We start from the raw sequence: 16,981 nt of genomic DNA, 5'->3' as shown, positions 1-16,981 counted from the left end.
GGATCGCGCAAGTCAGGCCAACCTAGAGCCCGTGAAAAGGCGAGCACACTGTCCGTACCGAGATCCGACACAGGTACTCATGGCGGCGAAAGCCAAGGTCTGTCGGGGGCAACCGACGTTAGGGAATTCGGCAAGTTAGTCCCGTACGTTCGCAATAAGGGATGCCTGCCTCGCGAAGAGGCAGGTCGCAGTGACTCGGACGCTCCGACTGTCTAGTAACAACATAGGTGACCGCAAATCCGCAAGGACTCGTACGGTCACTGAATCCTGCCCAGTGCAGGTATCTGAACACCCCGTACAAGGGGACGAAGGACCTGTTAACGGCGGGGGTAACTATGACCCTCTTAAGGTAGCGTAGTACCTTGCCGCTTCAGTAGCGGCTTGCATGAATGGATCAACGAGAGCGTCACTGTCCCAACGTTGGGCCCGGTGAACTGTACGTTCCAGTGCGGAGTCTGGAGACCCCCAAGGGGAAGCGAAGACCCTATAGAGCTTTACTGCAGGCTGTCACTGAGACGTGGTCGCCATTGTGCAGCATAGGTAGGAGGCNTACACAGGTACCCGCGCTAGCGGGCCACCGAGCCAGCATTGAAATACTACCCGATGGTGACTGCGACTCTCACTCCTGGCGGAGGACACTGGTAGCCGGGCAGTTTGACTGGGGCGGTACGCGCCTGAAAAGATATCGGGCGCGCCCCAAGATTTCCTCACCCGTGTCAGAGACGCGGGGAAGAGCGCAAGAGCAAAAGGAAGTCTGACAGTGTCCGGCACAACGACGGACGCTGACGCGAAAGCGTGGTCTAGCGAACCAATTAGGCTGCTTGATGCGGCCAATTGCTGACAGAAAAGCTACCTTAGGGATAACAGAGTCGTCACCCGCAAGAGCACATATCGACCGGGTGGCTTGCTACCTCGATGTCGGTTCCCTCCATCCTGCCCGTGCAGAAGCGGGCAAGGGTGAGGTTGTTCGCCTATTAAAGGAGGTCGTGAGCTGGGTTTAGACCGTCGTGAGACAGGTCGGCTGCTATCTATTGGGGGGGTTACGGTATCTGACGGGAACGTTCGTATAGTACGAGAGGAACTACGAATGGGTGCCACTCGTGTACCGGCTGTCCGAAAGGGCACGTGCCGGGCAGCGACGCACCACGGGGTAAGAGCTGAACGCATCTAAGCTCGAAACCCACCTGGAAAAGAGATACCACNGTACGCACCAAGGCAACGAGGTGTTGAGCCCGCGAGCACTAACTGGCCAAGCCACACATTCATACATTACATCGCATTGGATCCGTGACGCGAGAACGGGTCCGGACGCAAACTGGACTACACGTACACAACGGTCTTGAAGAGCCACCGATATTGGCATGACGACGGTTCGATTCCGTTGGTCGGCATTACGGCGGCCATAGCGGCGAGGTACCTCCCGTACCCATCCCGAACACGGAAGATAAGCTCGCCTGCGTTACGGTTAGTACTGGAGTGGGCGACCCTCTGGGAACTTCGTTTCGCCGCCTCCACTCATACTCCACTACCCCACACAGCATCGGCTGTGTGGGGTTTTCTACGTATGTGACTCTCACCCAAGAGTTGTGCCGTACCGCTACGCTTAAACGACCGCAGTAACAACGATATAACGCGCCAAGGTGGCAGAGTCCGGCCGAACGCAGCGGCCTGCAGAGCCGCCCACCGCCGGTTCAAATCCGGCCCTTGGCTCTCACATATCTCTCTAAAGCCTAAGACAACCTTCTCTTGGACCTCTTTATTTTCCACAGCCACATCTATAGATCCTGCCAGAAGCAACCAGTAGCCGATAGGAGGCACTCGTTTGTACTCCAGTAGGGTCTTTGTTCAGATCTCCTGGATCCTCATCTGAACGAGACATCACGAGAGAGGGCCGCCTCCACTGTCTGGTTGCACGCTCGTTCAGTACCATGGATCGGTCGCGTCGGATCGCCCCGTAGAAATGGAACCAAAACACGGGATTGCCTTCGAATGGGGCAAGCTAGCCGCTGATCCGGAAGGAGTCGGTCGAGGACCCTTGAGAGCACCGGTACTGCTGAGAGAGCGGCGTAACCTGGTCCTCTGGAGCGATCCAAATAGTCACCGTTGTCGAACATCTCGTATATGAAGAGAGCGCCATCGCTGGGCCCCAGAACCGGCTCTCGTCAGGCGTTCCTTCGACTTTGTCCCCAGTCTCTTCGTCGATTCTGTTCGATGAAGACGTCGAGACCTTCGGTAGAGCGCGCCCGACCAGCGAGGATGGAGACGTTCCCCCGAATTTTTCGGGCGAGGTACTCGATCGTCATCGTCGCTCTTCGAGGTCATCGATCGCTCGGTAGAACCGCTCGGTATTAGCTGGCAGCTCCGACATCGCTTGATCTTCTAACACACCGATGTACTTCCTGAACTCGTCTTCGTCAATATCGGCCGCGAACACGCACTCGAGGTATCCGTCGAGGGCAGACTGCACGGATTTGGCGTAGTGGTCGTACGCAGCGTCGATCCGAGTTTCGTTGTCGTTGATTTCCTCGAACAGCGCACGATAGACGGCCGCAGCGTCTAGGTAGCGCTCGCGTTCGTGGTACCGCTCAGCCAACTCGAAGAAATGTGAGAAGTCGATGGCGTCGGTAACGACTGGATAGTGCTTTGTGTGTCGGTTAAACAGTTGCTCGATTTCGCCGCGATACTTTTCGACAGATTTGCCGGTGTCGCCAAAGCGTGCGAGGAACTGATCACGGAAATCTGGGTGTTCGGCGAATACGTCGCGGAGGAATGCCCGGAGGTCGTCAACTGAGGCGTTTTGCAGTACTGTTTCCACACGTTCGCTCTCGTCTCGAGGTGTGCCGGCGGCAATATCCAGCAACACCGCGACAACGTGTTTGCACTCGCCAGCGCCATCGTAGGGACACGGACACCGGGCGTCGATGGTCTTTTCGCCCCCGTTCGACGGTCACGTCGTATTGAGACGACCCCTGTACGACGGCGGTGACGATGTCATCGAACTGTTCGATTCGCTGGATATGTCCCCGTTGCGGTATTTCTGCCCTCGCTCGAACACGGAATCAGGACACAGATTTCGGATGGGTCGTTCGTCGATGGTCATCCGTCGAGGAGTACTATGGACCCGAGGTCGTTTTGTTCCCTCGTCGTGTGGATGGTCTCCTCCACAGTCAACCGCCATGCCCGTACCAGTAGTGCCGTGCTCTCGGATTGTGCTGTCTCTTGGCTTGAGATACGGCTCTCTTCCGTAATTTACCTCGTCTCAACCCTCGTACTATATGAACCACTGCCGTAACTCGAGCCCTTGGCGTATACCAACGTCCAGTCGTCACGAACGGTGTCCAGGACGTATCTTTCTACGACTTTCGAGAGGCATCGGGAATCACAGTCCGCGATAGCAGCAGCTAACGAGAGTGGCATGATCGGTCGCCAATCTCACTGTGGCGGCGCGCTCGTCCGATGTCGAGTATACCACGGAACGTCCTGCAGTCGATGCAGAGGCCGCAGGTATTAGGCCCAGGACCACCGGTGATGAGCGAACCGAAACCCGCCTGCTGCCAGAGGTTGATAGCTCTGCAGAGATCGACCGGACTGACATCGAGGGCCAGATGTCCCGAACGCCGATCCGAAGGGGCTACTCTGGCTGGCCGACGATGCTCCCAGCTATCTCGAGGTTACCGAGGCGCTCGGTGACGGTGAGGGTGTGGTTGGACTGAATGCTGTCGGTAGCTCCACGTTGGATTCGCCATCTTGTTCCATGTTCGCGCGGTGGATGAGTTGACTTCACCGCTCTGCCCTCGCTTGCGGCGAAGCCGAACACGAGCGCCCACACGAGGACGGGACTCGACAGTGTGCTGTCTCGCTCGAGCGGGCCGAGGTCCTCGGCGTGCGCTTCGAGGAAGTCGGAAGGTCGATGCGTTTCCCAGGCGACTCAAGTCGACCCTCGTGGTTCCCCGTATTGTGAGTGCTCGTCCAGACGGTCCCGTCGCCTTCGGGTTCTCGAGCGTGAATGTCGATCAAAAGCCGTCCAAATCAGTGAGCCGCACGCGACTTCTCGTGGAACGGATCACGCCGGTTCCGAGACGAGTCGCGTCCGAGTTCGGGTGCGATAGGAAAGCGGGCCGGGCGCGATTTGAACACGCGACCGTCTGGTTAAAAGCCAGACGCTCTGCCAGACTGAGCTACCGGCCCTGTGGTTTCCCTTTTTGGGGAGGAGCGGTTAAACGTTTCTTTCTGTCCTCACGCGAACGGGGAACTATCCCGAGGACAGCTCATTCGAAGTACTGTTCGAGCGCATCGGTAACGATAGCACCGGGTTCGACGCCCTCTATCGAGGCACGCCGACGGAGATCGCGATAGGTCGACGGCGAGAGGATGAGCTCGAGTTGGCCGAGGGTGACGTCGTGGTCGGCGAGGGCGTGGTCGATAGGAGTGCCGTCGTTGATGGCACTGGCGACGCTGCGGACGTCACGGACGGTGAGATTGCCATCGAGGATGGCCCATGCGAGGAGGAGTCGTGCTTCGCCGCCGACGCGGGCGATATGCTTGGCGGCGGTCGGGGCGATCCGGCCGATCGCGACCTGCTTGCGGACCGGTCGCGGGAGATCGTGGACGCGAGCCCACTTCCGGATAACGGAGACGGTGGCGTCGCCGCCAGCGCGTTCCGCGGCGGCCTTGTAGGAGCCTTCTCCGCGGACGAGGGCGGCGCAGGCGGCTGCACCGCGGAGCATATAGAGCTGATCGTCGTTGGTGGTGTCGACGGCGAACTCGCGAACGGTTGCGGCGGCGTCAGCGAGGCTCTCGGGGTCGTCGGGATCGAACTGGACGGCCTCGCGGGCACGGGTCCCGGCGACCGATTCATCGCCCCGGATAACTGGTGTACCGACGGGTGATTCACGGTCCGTCGGTATCGATCGACCGTTCTCGCCACGGTGGTCCGAACGATCACCGGGCCGGTTATCGGTCATGCACCTGCATACGGGGGTCGGCATCAAAAAGGTCGCTGCCGGGGCGAAATTCTCGTCTCACTCGTCGCGTTGCTCGGCGAGGTGCTCCCAGATTTCCGTACAGCCGGCTCCCTCTTCGAGATCGTCGAGGTGGGCGTCGTCGCGTTCCTCCGCGTCCTGCTCGCCCGGCTCCGGGTTGCAGTCGGCCGTCTCAGTCATTAGTGACTATTCGAACCCCGTCGGGATAAGTATCGCTTCGGCTGCAAACGATACCCGTGCTCTGTCTTATGGGTGTATTATGCCGCTATCTCCGACGGGACTGCCGGTTGAGACGTCCGATCGTTCAAGAGAGCGAATGGAAACGGACGGCACGCGACCGATCGGAGTCGGTAGGACGGAGCCAGGGACGACCGGTACCGACTGGCAGACGAGCGGCTGCAGGTGGGACTCGAGCGAGAGGTGTCGACCGTCGCCGGCCAGTGATCGATGTATCGGTTGCTCTCGTCGGGGGCCGGTGGCTGCGGCATGCGGCCGAACGATCGGGTGATTCGCTCCGGGATAGTGGTGGCAAGAACGGCCGGTACGTATGGCGAGTGTTTACCGATCCGGACACGGGTTCGTGGTTCGGAGTCGGCAGGGACGTCACGCACTCGATCGGACCCGCCCAGATGGGACATCGACCATCCGCAGCCGGTGATAACCGCCGGTTTCGTAACGTGCATCGACGACTGTGCGTCATGTTCGCCGAGGCCGATCGACAGCCATCAAATAAATGAGCGGGCCGTCACGATCGAATCGCCATGCCGACCGATTGATGACAGTCAACGCGTCCACGACGCTGGAGTACGTCGAAGGGAAAGCGATTGGCGAGCCCTTCGAATGGGAGTCCGTCGTGAACGCAACGGCCGACCCCGAGGATCCCGACGCGGTTCGTCTCTAGGTCGAACTCGACACCCTCACCGAGGAACACGTGCCCAAGCACATGACGGAACGCGAGTTGACGCCGACCCAGGCGCGTGCGCTCGCCGCGGATCTCGAGACACATGCCGACCGCGTCGAAGACGCCGGGGACGAGTTACGACCGACTGGGGGAGCGACGAGCAGATCGATCCCAGCCGCTGCGCCCCGTTCGTCCGGCCCGGACGGACGTGCGGCTCTGTCCTCGAGGGAGCGCTGCCGGGACGCGTACGGCTTTTACTGTTCGGCGCGTAATCCCCGCGTGTGACAACGCCCGTGCCGGATGCCGGCGACGAAGTGACGGTTCGACCCGCGGAGCGTGCGGATTTGCTCGCGGTCGTCCGTATCGAGAACGAGTCGTTTCCACAGCCCTGGCCCTACGACGCGTTCGAGCGGTTCCTCGGCGAGCCGGCCTTTCTCGTCGCCGAGACCGACGGCGTGATCGCCGGCTACGTCGTCGCCGACGTCACCCAGCAGATCGGCCGTGCGCTGGGCCACGTCAAGGACATCGCCGTCCATCCGGACTATCGCGGCGACGGGATCGGGTCGACGCTGCTCTCCCGTTCGCTCGGCGTACTCGCGGCCCACGGCGCGGGCACCGTCAAACTCGAGGTGCGGCGCTCGAACGACGGAGCGAAACGCCTCTATCGGGAGTTCGATTTCGATCCGCTCCGCCGAGTGCCGGCGTACTACGCCAACGGCGAGGACGCGATCGTGATGATTCGGAAGCTCGGATAGTCAGTTGCGGGACGTTTTACCGTTCGCAGCCGGTACCCTCCCCTATGGGATACGCCTGTCCGGTCTGTGATGCCGAGGAGGCCGACGCGGTTCATCTCGCGAACCACCTCGCGATCACCGCGTCGCTCGGTCGTGAGGACCACCGCGAGTGGCTCGAGGAACGCGCTCCCGACTGGGGAGACTGCAGTCCCGAGGAACTCGGCGAGATCGTCAGCCCGCACGCGGCTGAGATCGAGACGCCCGCGTTCGAGGACCCCGACCACCACCACGATCACGGACACGAACCCGGCCGTCCCGACTCGCTCGAGGAGGGGATCGCCCGGCAGAGCCGCCAGCCCGGCCGCGGATCGATGACCGCCGAAACCGAGAGCGTGCTCCGGGAGGCCGCGGCGCTCACTCGCGAAATGCAGGCCGCGAGCGACGGGCGTGCCGACGAGGGAGACGAATCGGCATCGAACGCCGCCGCCGAGGAGACGGACGACGGTCCCGACGGGAACGAAAACGCGTAACTGCCGGTCGCCCGACTAGCCGGGTATGCACACGGTGGGGACGTTCACCTTCGACTCGGTCGACGAGGCACGCACACAGTACGAGTCGGTCGGCCCGGCGGCCCAGACGGTCGTCCGCGAGGTCGCGAAGGCGATGGACTTCGACCGCGAGGAGTACGACGAACGTGTCACCGGCGATGTCGTCGAGACGGCTCGAGATGCGCTGTTCGCGAACTTACTGGAGGTACGGGTCGGGAGCCGCGAGGAGTTCGACGACTGGTGTCAAACCTACGACGGCGCGGTGACGACGGTCGGTCACGAGAACGTCGACCGCGTCGTCTGGCACGCGGGGCCGGACGGCGAGGCCGTCGCGGCGACCTTCCAGAACGAGGCGGACGCGGCGGTGGCGACGCTTCGCCGACAGGCGTTCGGTCGGTTGTATCGGGACCTCGTCGATCGCTCGTAACTACACCCGACTCGCTCGAGCGATCGGTGCCCAGCACGAGCGTCGGACAAACGGCCACCTATTACCGCGTCGAGCCCACAGTGGGATGCGATGACTGCACCCGACGAGTGGGACTTGCTCGAGGAACGGACCGAGTACGAGACGGGCTGGTACGACGGCGGCTACGACCTGCTCGAACAGCCCGACGGAACGGAGAAGCGATACTACTGGGCGGAACTGCCGGCCGCGGTCGTCGTAGTCGCGCGGATCGACGGCAGCGTGCTCGAGGATGTGGACGGCGACGAGACCGCCGACGATCGGCTCCTGTTCGTTGAACAGTACCGACCAACGATCCGCGAGACCCACCTCGAACTCCCGGCGGGAATCGTCGAGGACGGCGAGTCGTATACGCAGGCGGCAACGCGCGAACTCGAGGAGGAGACCGGCTTCCGACCGTCGAGTACGGCCCTGCTACAGGAGTACGCGGTCGCGACCGGCGTTTTGCGCCACGACCGCGCCATCGTCTACGCCGAGGGGCTCGAGCCGGGCGATCGGGAACTCGACAGCAACGAGTTCCTCGAGGTGACGACGGTGCCGGTGAGCGAGGCGCTCGAGCGCGCTCGCGAGCAGCCGACGAACGACGCGACGCTGTCTGGGCTGTTGCTCGCGACGGAAGACGGCCTGCTCTGAGCAGCGTGGGGGACGCGGGTCCGCGGATTCGGTGCCCGGTCGTTCTAGAACTGTGTCTGGTGACTCGAACGCCCCCGCTGCTTTTCTCTTCCAAGGAGGACATAGAGCAACAGACCCAGAAGTCCGCCGAAGAAAACGACGAGCGTCCAGAGCACTGCACTATGCGGGCTGTTCGTTTGTGCATCGAAGTACACCCACACCAGCGCACCGATCTGGATAACGAATAGTAGCAGGACGACGAGCAGTATTCCGCCGCCAGCGACTTGCATCGGAAAGAGGGCAGTCAGTGGGACCATTACCGGGAAATTACGACAACTCACGTATATGTTTTCCGTTCTGACCATCCAGCCATGATCTATCGACCGAACCCGGTTTACGGCCGAATCGCCACTGCTCCGGCTCCCGGACCTGAACCCCTGTTCTTATTCGCGTCGACGCGCAACCGCACGGTAATGGACGGCGAAATCTCCACGGACGAGGTCAAGGAACTCCTCGAGGCTGATGCGGACGTTCGCATCGTCGACATCCGGGACGAACGAAATTTCGAGCACAGCCACATTCCCGGCAGCGAGAACATTCCTTTCCACGAACTCACGGACCGTGTCGACGAACTCGAGGGGGAAGACCACATCGTCACCGTCTGTCCCCATGGCAAGGCGAGCGTCCAGGCCGCACAGCTCATCGGGTCCTACGAGGGGGCTGCCGACGCGCGCGTCGAGAGCATGGCGGGCGGGCTCGACAAGTACGGGATGAAGTTCGGGCTCGTTCGCGAGGCGGACGCCGAGGACGAAGCGGCCGACCGCGAGTCGCCGTTCTGATCCGCGCTCGGGTCGCAGTCGCTCGAAGCCGACATCTCAGGGAGCGGTGATGTGACTGAGGAGTCGACGGTCGAAAAAAGCGGATCGAAGAACGCGACGCGGTCGTGGGTTCGGAAGTCGTCTCAGAGCATCGCGGGCATTAGGCGACGTTGAAGCCGCGGTCCCGAAGGAACTCTTCGATGCGGCCGGTGTGGTTCCCTTGGAGTTCGATCTGGTCGTCCTCGACAGTCCCACCGCAGGCGAATTTGGACTTGAGATCCGACGAGAGACTGTCCAGATCGACGTCCTTCGGATCGAATCCTTCGACGATCGTTACCTCTTTCCCGTATCTGCGCTCGTCAATGCGGATGTTGAGTTGCTGTTGGCCCTTGGCCACGTCTTCACAGACGCAGAGTTCTTGGGGCAGCCCGCACGTCGAGCAGACTTCCGACATTACGTTCGTAGGTATGAAACGGGCATATTAAACACTATCGGGAACCGCATGCCTTCGCATGGTTCTTTTTCAGTGCGCAGCGGGATGACCCGTCCCAACGGTGAGACTGACCGAACGCGAACAGCCGCTGACCGGATTCGTTTCGTTCGAGACGGGCCGTCGTATCAGCGAAGCCGACCGACGAGCGGCAACTGGTCGCGGGCGAGGTCGTCGACGGTCGCGATCGCCTCGTCGGCCTCGGAGCGGCTGACGCCGTCGCCGTACGTCGCCCGTTGGTAGTACTCGAGGACGCGCCAGACCCGCGGATCGAGCGCATCCGCGTCGTCCGCGTCCGTCGCCGAGAGGGACGTGACATACGTGCGGGCCGATTCCGACGGACGGCGCGGCCGGTACCGGCGCGCGAGGAGTCCCTCGAGTCGGTCGAAGGCGCGTTCGGCGTCGCGGTCGGGGTCCGCCCGGAACCCGTGCCAGTAGAGCCCGACCCCCCGACGGAGGCGCGTCGCCGCGCCGGTTCGGTGTGCGCCCGCGGCGAGCCCGACGAGGAAGACGAGTCCGATCGCACCCGTCTCCCGGACGACGGTGACGAGCCATTCGGAAAGCGTCTCATCTGTCTCGCTCGTCCCGCTGCCCGCGGGAGCTCCGGTGTCGGTCGGGTCGGTCCCGTTGTCCGTGCCGTTAGCACCCGGGTCGTCGGTCGGTCCGTTGCCCGGTTCCGTTTCGTTCGGCGGGGCCGGATCGGACGGTGGGTCGTCCGGACCGGCGGGATCGGAGTCGGGCGACTCGCTCCCGTCCCCGTCGTCGATCGGGACGTCCTCGCTGTCCTCGGTGTCCGCGGCCTCGTTGCCGTTCGCCCGCGCCTCCTGGAGGCGGTCAGTGTGCACGTCGGCGCGCCCGCCACCCGGCGTCGGGTCGAACGTGACCCAGCCATGGTCGGGGAAGTAGACCTCGACCCAGGAGTGGGCGTCGAGTCCGCGGACGACGTACTCGTCCTCGCCGATCTGCTGGCCGGTCGTGTAGCCGGTGACGTAGCGGGCCGGAATCCCTTCCTCGCGAAGCATCTGCGTCATCGTCGTCGCGAAGTAGACGCAGTACCCTTCGTCCATCTCCAGCAGGAACCCCTCGGCGACATTGCCGGCGGGCTGTGAGACCTCGAGCGAGTAGTCCTTCGAAGTACGGAGGTGGCGCTCGATCGCGGTCGCCGTCTCGTACGGATCGTCGGTGCCAGCCGTGATCTCGGAGGTCCGTTCGGCGAACTCGCCCGAGGAGTCTTCCGGCTGCTGGAGGTAGCGCCCGGTAATCTCGTCGGGGTAGTCCGTGCCCGCGTTCCGGAGTTCGGCCGGGCTCGCGTCGATGACTGCGCTCTCGACCGTGTAGCTGTCCCCCTGTTCGAGCGGCGCTTCGGGCCGCGGCTGGCCGTGTCTGGAGACGGTCGTGTCCCGGGTCACGTCGCCGTCGACGGACAGCGGCTGCGGTGTGACGGGCATGACACCGAGTCTCGTTTCGGCGGTAACGGTCTGTTCGACGGTGTCGTAGGTCCCGGGCGGGTCCGAGAGCCGGCCGTCGTACCGGTGGCTCTGGCCCGTTCGGATCCACTCATCGCCGGTAAACCGATCGTAAATCCCGGTTCGCCAGTAGGTACCCTGATCGGATTCGACGGTGAACCGCACCTCCGGCGAGAGGTCGACCTGGCCCGAGATCCCCGATCGCTGGGGCGCGGAGTCGAGCGTCGCCTCGAGCGTGCCCGGTTCCCCCTGGACGAGATGGGTCGGCCCGGTCGGCTGGCCGGGGACGACGGTCACCGACAGCGAGAGTGCGATGATCACCGCGAACAGGACCGCGAGCAGGTCCGCCTGCCCGATCGGCCCGCCCCGCCGCTCGAGGTCGCCGAAGGCGATCGCGCCGATGGCGGCGAGGATACCGGTCAGCGTGACGATCGTCCCCGCATCGCCGGTCAGGACGAGGAAGCCAAGCGCGGCCCCGCCGGGAATGACGCCGAGTCCGTACCGCCCGCGGACGGCGAGATACCACGAGAGGAAGACGGGCGCGGGCGCGAACCCGAGCGTCCAGATGCCGGCCTGCACCATCCGGAGCAGCGGCAGGCCGGTCGCCAGCGCGACGGTGTCCGACAGGAGCGCATCGGTGCTCGAGAAGACGACGCCGAGTTCGACGCCCGCCGACGTGAGATAGTAGGCGAATCCGACTCCGGCCGCCGACAGCGCCAGCACGCCCGCCGTTCGAGGGCGGATCACGCGGGCGAGTACCGTCGCTGCGAGCAGCATGAGCCCGACGAGTGCGAACAGCGAGCGGCTGCCGCCGACGACCTGCGTGATGTCGTACAGCACGGCGACGTACGACCCCGTCAGGACGAGTATGCAGGCGAGCGCGAGGAGACGGACGCCGCCGGTGCCGACGAGCCGATCGGTTCCAACCGAGACCGTTCGCTGCCCGGTATGACTGGACGATTCCGTACTCATGCGGTCATCCCCGGCTGTCCGCCGGTCTCGCGATCGCCTCGGCCGTCGTTTGCGGTTCGGTTCCTGTCGGTTCGTCTCCGACCATCCGTTCGGCCGCGGCCGCGGAGCCGGGCGAACGGAATCTCGCGGTCGTCGACGACGACCGTCGTCCCGTCCCCGTCAGTGCGGACCAGTACGTCCGCGTCCCGCCGGGTTCGGTCCGCGAGTTCGCCGGGATCGGCGACGGCCAGTAGCTGTAGTATGTCACGGTGGTGTGCGCTCCCCGTGCCCGGCGGTCGCGTTCCGTCCGGGACCGTGACCGCTACCGTCGCGCCCTGCTCAAGGAGGAAGGTCGCGACGGTGGCGGCGGCCGACGCCATCTCGTCGTCGCTGTCTGTCAGACACTCGGCGGCGACGGTGACGGTCCCGGCGTCCCCGTCGGTCGCGTACTCCGTGACGATCAACTCGTCGTCGGGTCGCTTGGCCGCGGTCTTCCAGTGGACGTCGCGAAGCGGATCTCCTCGGTGGTACTCCCGGAGGTGGTCGAACTCCTCGTCGACGTGTCGATTCGCGACGCTGGCGAGCGTCTGTATATCGACGGCGGGTCCGCCGCCCAGATCCCGGACGCGTGGATAGACGACGACCGGCGTCGTCTCCTCGTACTCGAACCGTCGCTCGACGAGACCGACGATATCGGTGACGGCGATCGAGAGCGGCCCGATCCGGCGGTTCCCCCGTGCCTCGAGTCGCACGTCGTAGGTGATCGTCTCCTCGCCCGTGAGGGTCGTTTCCGTACGCGGATCCGTGGTGGCCGAGAGCCCGTCGCCGACGGCATCGCGGACGGTCGCCGCGGCGGTCCCGTCGGTTTCGATCGTGATCTCGACTGTTCGTTGCTCGCCGATGAACCCCTCCTTGACGGGGCGACGGACGACGTTGGGGCGGTCGGTGCGACTGACCGTGACCACGCCGGCCAGCAACGCGACGACGAGCGGGACGACGACGGCGTTCAGTGCTCGCGGGCCGAACCGCCAGCTCAACGTGACAGCCGCGAGCGCGACGGCGACGACGATCCAACCGCGACGGGTGAGCCTCATTCGACGGGCACGCGCTCGAGTGCGTCCTCGACGACCGCGGTGCCGTCGCGGTCGCGGCCGTCCGTCTTGATCCGGTGGCTCAGCACGACCGGCGCTTCGGTCTGCACGTCGTCCGGAATCGCGTAGTCCCGGCCGTTCGTGACGGCGCGGGCCTGTGCCGCCCGGAGCAGCGAAATCGTTCCGCGGGGACTGACGCCGATGTGGGCGTGTTCGCGGGTGTAGGCTGCGAGCCGTGCCGCGTACGTTCGGATGGGGGCCGCGACCTGTACCGTCGAGACGGTTTCCCGGGCGGCGACGAGGGTCTCGCGGTCGGTGACCGCTTCGAGGGAGTCGATGGGATGGTCGCCGACCGTCCGGCCGAGCAGTTCGGCCTCCTCGTCGGGGGAGGGGTAGCCGAGATGGAGTTTCTTCATGAAGCGATCGACCTCGGCGAAGGGGAGGTCGTAGGTCCGGTTCGGCTCGACGGCGTTCTGGGTCGCGATCACGGTAAAGGGCGTCGGGAGGTCGCGCGTCGTGCCGTCGGTGGTGACCTGTTCTTCCTCCATGGCCTCGAGCAGCGCCGCCTGCGTCTTCGGCGGGGCGCGGTTGATCTCGTCACCCAACACGATGTTGCCGAAGACGGGGCCGGACTGGAACTCGAATTCGCGGGTCTGTTGATTGAAGACGTTCACGCCGGTGACATCGCTCGGGAGGAGATCGGGGGTAAACTGGACGCGACTGAACGTACAGTCGACGGACGTCGCGATCGAGCGGGCCAGCATGGTCTTCCCGACGCCGGGCACGTCGTCGAGGAGGACGTGGCCGCGCCCGAGGACGGCAGTGATGACGTGCTCGATCACCTCGTCGTGACCGACGATCACGTTCGAGACGTTCGTTTCGATCTCTTCGCAGAGCCGTTCGACGGTCGAAATTCGGAGGGCACCGTCGGCCGGCGGGTCGGTACTCCGTTCCGGAGTCGGGTTGGCATCAGTCATAGTCTCGAAACGGTTGGCGGGGACCCGGGCGAACCGTTCATTACTACGTCATCAGAGGCTCCCGGACATATGTTTTGTGTCATCTGAAACATTGGTGCCGCGAGACGTATCGGCACACACTGTACGAACTGAACGGGGTGGCGCTCGTATCGCTCTCCCGTCTCGAGTCGCCGGACTCACCGAGAAACACGCGTTCGGCACGACAGCGCCGCCGCTACCGGCGAAGTAATCGGAAAACGATACCACCTTCGGAACAGCTTAGACTCGCTCGAGGTTCGTCGCGCGCGGGCCCTTCTCGGCCTCCTCGATGTCGAACTCGACTTCCTGACCCTCCTCTAGGTCCGGACCGCCGATGTCCTCCATGTGGAAGAACACGTCCTCGTCCGCGTCGTCAGTCTCGATGAATCCATAGCCGCCAGTGTCGTTGAAGAAGTCGACCGTACCTTTCGCCATTGCGTCTCAACAAAACCGCGACGAAAATATAAAGCTTCGGGAGTGCGCTCGCAAGCATCCCGCCGGAAACACGTTGGGACCCGCATCGATCGCCGATCCGATTACCAGTCCTTACACGCCGGGCAGACCAGCGAGTCATCGCCACGCCAGACGCGATCGGTCGATTTCCCGCACCGGCTGCAGGTGTACTCACCCCACGCGTACGTCGACCGCGCGGTTTCGCCGGCGGGCGATGCCTCGGCGGCCGCGGACGACGATTCGTCGTCCGCCCGAGCCGCCCTCGTGGGTTCCTCGTCGTCGGTCGCGGTAGCGAACTCCGAGAGCCTCGCGTCGTCCGTCACGGGCTCGACTACGACTGCCGGCGGCTTAATCCCTACTCATTCGGGACCGGCACGGCCAAGTAGCACCGGTAACAACCCCCGCATATGGACACCATCACACCGTTGAACCTCGTCGTGGACAATGTCACTGAAATGGTTAGCATCTTCACTGACGTCGCGATGGGCGCGGGAGCCGCGCCGCTTTTGATTCTGGTCGGCGCACTCCTCGTCACCGTCTCGATGGGCGTCTTCGGCGTTCTCACACTCGGTGCCGTCGGAAACCTCTTTACCTCGAACTAACCGTTCGATCCGCGTTTCGGCCTCAGGCTTCGGTCGCGCGAGCGAACGCTTCGCTCGCCCGTGTTATCGCGTCCTCGAGAGCCGGCCCCAGCGGCGAGCCCACGACGATTCCGTCGACGTGTTCGAGCGCTGCCCCGAACCGGTCGGCAACCGTCTCGGTCGTCCCGGCGAGACAGAAGGCGTCGATCATCTTGGGTGTGACATGACCGAAGGCCTCGGGGAGGGCCCCTCGCTCGAGGGCCTCGCTCACCGCCTTCGCCGCCCCCCGGTCGATGTCGTGGCGCTCGAGGACCGGCTCGGCGGCCCCGCCGACGATGAAAGCGACGGGCGGGCGGGCCGCCTCTCGGGCTTCGCTCTCGTCGCCGGCCACGCTGACGCTGGCGAACGCGAGCGACTCGAACGCGCCGCGCTCGTCGGGTCGTTCGGCCAGCCCCCGCTCGATCTGGCCCGCGGCCCACTCGAGGTCCCGCGGATGGGCGGCGTTTATCAGCACGCCGTCGGCGTGTTTCGCACTCATCCGCAGCATGTGTGGCCCCTGTGCGCCGACGTAGACCGGCAGCCGGCCGGACGGCGGCTCGAAGTTCAGCGCCGCGTCCCGCGCGGTGAACGTTCCCTCGTGGGTGACCGTCTCGCCGGCCCAGAGGTCGCGGGCGAGGTCGAACGTCTCGAGGACGCGTCGAAGCGGCCTATCGCGCTCGATCCCGAGATTCGAGAGGGACGAGCGGTCGCCGGCACCGATGCCGAAGACGCCGCGGCCGTCGCTGCGTTCGTCGATCGTCGCCGTCTGCGCTGCGAGCCTTACCGGATGGGTTTCGTAGGGGTTGACGACGCCCGGCCCCAACCGAATCTCGTCGGTGGCGTCGGCCATCCGCGACAACACGACGAACGGGTCGCGATTGAAGTAGTGGCTGCTCGCGAACACGACGTCGAACCCCTCGTCTTCGGCGAAGGCGGCCAGATCGGCCACCCGCTCGGGTGGATGCTCTGGCGTGAGTTCGATGCCGAGGGTGGCGGCTCCCCCCGCCCGATGCTCGCTCGTCATCCGTCGCCCCTCCACGTTCGCAGCGCCTGCCGAACCAGATCGTCTTCGACCGAACGGAACAGTTCGTCGCTGCCCTCGTGAGTGCCGAAGTCCCAGTCCCGGACGACGACGGCGGGCGTCCCGCCGGCCCCCTCGCCGGTCACGAGGTTCGCGGCGGCGGCGAGTTCGTCGACGACCGACTGGACGGTAACGCCGAGTTCGTGGCCGTCGCGGTCCCGCTCGCCGCGCCAGTCCCGGCTCGCGGGCATGCCCGCCCACCCGATCGCGACGCCGGTCTGTCCGTGCCGGAACGGCCGTCCGCAGGTGTCGGTCACGACCACCGCGACATCTTCGATCCCGCGCTCGGCGAGCCCCGATCGAATCCGTTCGGCGCTCTCCGTCGGCCGCTTTGGCAGCAACAGGAGGTCGTGATCGGGCACGTTCGAGCGGTCGATCCCCGCGTTCGGGCAGATGTGGCCAAAGCGCGTCTCCGCCAGCAGGAACGGACAGTCGATCAGCAGTTCCGAACTCTCCTCGATGATCGCCTGCGCGAACCGGGGGTCCTTCTCCTCGCCTGCAACCGACTCGAGCCGGTCGGCGATTTCCCGTGCCCGTCCGCTAACGGGGTAGTCCTCGAGATCCGCCGTCCGGCCCTCCGCCTTCGAGACGATCGTACTCGCGACCGTGAGCACGTCACCGGGCTCAAGGGCGGCCCGATCCGCGACGAGGGCGGCGATGTCGTCGCCGGGGCGGATTTCGGGCAGGTCCGCCACGCCGTTGAGTTCCATATCGGTGGGTGGGGAAGCGGCGTCAAAAGGTCACCGTCACCGGAGACTTCGGCCAGTGATGGTGAG

At 64.4% G+C, this 16,981-nt stretch carries 17 protein-coding genes, 2 tRNA genes, 2 rRNA genes and 2 pseudogenes; 10 read left to right on the top strand and 13 right to left on the bottom strand.

The window, feature by feature from the left end; genetic code table 11:
• The 3 genes from C486_RS21910 to C486_RS09850 form a co-directional block, all read left to right on the top strand.
• A 23S ribosomal RNA gene (locus C486_RS21910) occupies positions 1 to 1,228 on the top strand; the annotation flags it as partial.
• A 164-nt stretch (positions 1,229 to 1,392) separates the two neighbouring features.
• Positions 1,393 to 1,514, top strand: a 5S ribosomal RNA gene (rrf, locus tag C486_RS09855).
• Positions 1,515 to 1,634: 120 nt separating this feature from the next.
• A tRNA-Cys gene (locus tag C486_RS09850) sits at positions 1,635 to 1,710 on the top strand.
• A gap of 589 nt (positions 1,711 to 2,299) precedes the next feature.
• Here C486_RS09850 and C486_RS22815 read toward each other — a convergent pair.
• The 4 genes and pseudogenes from C486_RS22815 to C486_RS21675 form a co-directional block, all read right to left on the bottom strand.
• Positions 2,300 to 3,100 (bottom strand): annotated as a pseudogene (locus C486_RS22815) (SWIM zinc finger family protein).
• A 1,014-nt stretch (positions 3,101 to 4,114) separates the two neighbouring features.
• Positions 4,115 to 4,188, bottom strand: a tRNA-Lys gene (locus C486_RS09840).
• Positions 4,189 to 4,268: 80 nt separating this feature from the next.
• Positions 4,269 to 4,964 (bottom strand): DUF7119 family protein, encoded by a 696-nt coding sequence (locus C486_RS09835; protein WP_008455630.1) that lies wholly within the window; start codon positions 4,962 to 4,964, stop codon positions 4,269 to 4,271.
• A 57-nt stretch (positions 4,965 to 5,021) separates the two neighbouring features.
• Positions 5,022 to 5,162, bottom strand: a complete 141-nt coding sequence (locus C486_RS21675) for a hypothetical protein (RefSeq protein WP_008455629.1) — start codon at positions 5,160 to 5,162, stop codon at positions 5,022 to 5,024.
• A gap of 595 nt (positions 5,163 to 5,757) precedes the next feature.
• Between C486_RS21675 and C486_RS09830 the strand changes: the two are divergent.
• The 5 genes and pseudogenes from C486_RS09830 to C486_RS09810 all read left to right on the top strand — a co-directional run.
• A pseudogene (locus tag C486_RS09830) lies at positions 5,758 to 6,015 on the top strand (DUF6360 family protein); the annotation flags it as partial.
• A gap of 149 nt (positions 6,016 to 6,164) precedes the next feature.
• The gene (gene rimI / locus C486_RS09825; protein WP_008455626.1) at positions 6,165 to 6,638 is read left to right on the top strand and encodes a ribosomal protein S18-alanine N-acetyltransferase; all 474 of its coding nucleotides are present in this window, start codon (positions 6,165 to 6,167) and stop codon (positions 6,636 to 6,638) included.
• 44 nt (positions 6,639 to 6,682) lie between these two features.
• Positions 6,683 to 7,147 carry a DUF5810 domain-containing protein gene (locus C486_RS09820; protein WP_008455625.1) on the top strand — a complete coding sequence of 155 codons (465 nt, stop codon included), beginning with the start codon at positions 6,683 to 6,685 and terminating at the stop codon, positions 7,145 to 7,147.
• Between the two features lie 25 nt (positions 7,148 to 7,172).
• Complete coding sequence (locus C486_RS09815) at positions 7,173 to 7,592, top strand: DUF5809 family protein (protein WP_008455624.1); 420 nt, start codon at positions 7,173 to 7,175, stop codon at positions 7,590 to 7,592.
• A gap of 90 nt (positions 7,593 to 7,682) precedes the next feature.
• The gene (locus C486_RS09810) at positions 7,683 to 8,261 is read left to right on the top strand and encodes an NUDIX hydrolase (RefSeq protein WP_008455623.1); all 579 of its coding nucleotides are present in this window, start codon (positions 7,683 to 7,685) and stop codon (positions 8,259 to 8,261) included.
• Positions 8,262 to 8,305: 44 nt separating this feature from the next.
• Here C486_RS09810 and C486_RS09805 read toward each other — a convergent pair whose 3' ends face one another.
• Positions 8,306 to 8,557: a PLDc N-terminal domain-containing protein gene (locus C486_RS09805; protein ID WP_008455622.1), complete on the bottom strand. Its 252-nt coding sequence runs from the start codon at positions 8,555 to 8,557 to the stop codon at positions 8,306 to 8,308.
• A 156-nt stretch (positions 8,558 to 8,713) separates the two neighbouring features.
• Between C486_RS09805 and C486_RS09800 the strand changes: the two genes are divergently transcribed.
• Positions 8,714 to 9,079 carry a rhodanese-like domain-containing protein gene (locus tag C486_RS09800; RefSeq protein WP_008455621.1) on the top strand — a complete coding sequence of 122 codons (366 nt, stop codon included), beginning with the start codon at positions 8,714 to 8,716 and terminating at the stop codon, positions 9,077 to 9,079.
• Between the two features lie 139 nt (positions 9,080 to 9,218).
• Here C486_RS09800 and yciH read toward each other — a convergent pair whose 3' ends face one another.
• The 6 genes from yciH to C486_RS09770 form a co-directional block, all read right to left on the bottom strand.
• Entirely contained in the window at positions 9,219 to 9,512 is a 294-nt protein-coding gene (yciH, locus tag C486_RS09795; RefSeq protein ID WP_006183677.1) for a stress response translation initiation inhibitor YciH, read from the bottom strand.
• A 164-nt stretch (positions 9,513 to 9,676) separates the two neighbouring features.
• Positions 9,677 to 11,986, bottom strand: coding sequence for a transglutaminase TgpA family protein (locus C486_RS09790; protein WP_008455615.1), 2,310 nt, complete (start codon positions 11,984 to 11,986; stop codon positions 9,677 to 9,679).
• Complete coding sequence (locus C486_RS09785) at positions 11,983 to 13,059, bottom strand: DUF58 domain-containing protein (RefSeq protein WP_008455613.1); 1,077 nt, start codon at positions 13,057 to 13,059, stop codon at positions 11,983 to 11,985. Before C486_RS09785 ends, C486_RS09790 begins: the two co-directional genes overlap by 4 nt.
• Positions 13,056 to 14,033, bottom strand: coding sequence for an AAA family ATPase (locus C486_RS09780; RefSeq protein WP_008455611.1), 978 nt, complete (start codon positions 14,031 to 14,033; stop codon positions 13,056 to 13,058). The genes C486_RS09785 and C486_RS09780 overlap by 4 nt, the downstream gene beginning before the upstream one ends.
• 258 nt (positions 14,034 to 14,291) lie before the next feature.
• Positions 14,292 to 14,486 carry a cold-shock protein gene (locus C486_RS09775; RefSeq protein WP_006183681.1) on the bottom strand — a complete coding sequence of 65 codons (195 nt, stop codon included), beginning with the start codon at positions 14,484 to 14,486 and terminating at the stop codon, positions 14,292 to 14,294.
• A 101-nt stretch (positions 14,487 to 14,587) separates the two neighbouring features.
• On the bottom strand, positions 14,588 to 14,827 hold the full coding sequence (locus C486_RS09770) for a DUF7573 domain-containing protein (RefSeq protein WP_008455609.1): 240 nt from the start codon (positions 14,825 to 14,827) through the stop codon (positions 14,588 to 14,590).
• A gap of 84 nt (positions 14,828 to 14,911) precedes the next feature.
• Between C486_RS09770 and C486_RS09765 the strand changes: the two genes are divergently transcribed.
• Positions 14,912 to 15,106 (top strand): hypothetical protein, encoded by a 195-nt coding sequence (locus tag C486_RS09765; protein WP_008455608.1) that lies wholly within the window; start codon positions 14,912 to 14,914, stop codon positions 15,104 to 15,106.
• A 22-nt stretch (positions 15,107 to 15,128) separates the two neighbouring features.
• On the opposite strand, the gene C486_RS09760 is transcribed toward C486_RS09765, so the two are convergent.
• Both C486_RS09760 and C486_RS09755 read right to left on the bottom strand, forming a co-directional pair.
• Positions 15,129 to 16,148: a 5,10-methylenetetrahydromethanopterin reductase gene (locus C486_RS09760; protein WP_008455607.1), complete on the bottom strand. Its 1,020-nt coding sequence runs from the start codon at positions 16,146 to 16,148 to the stop codon at positions 15,129 to 15,131.
• Positions 16,145 to 16,915, bottom strand: a complete 771-nt coding sequence (locus tag C486_RS09755; protein WP_008455606.1) for a coenzyme F420-0:L-glutamate ligase — start codon at positions 16,913 to 16,915, stop codon at positions 16,145 to 16,147. Before C486_RS09755 ends, C486_RS09760 begins: the two co-directional genes overlap by 4 nt.
• Positions 16,916 to 16,981 lie beyond the last annotated feature (66 nt).

It is taken from the genome of Natrinema gari JCM 14663, assembly GCF_000337175.1.
Classification (GTDB): Archaea; Halobacteriota; Halobacteria; order Halobacteriales; family Natrialbaceae; genus Natrinema; species Natrinema gari.
Note: the sequence above shows the minus strand (reverse complement) of the source record. Positions and strands in the feature narration are given on the sequence as shown.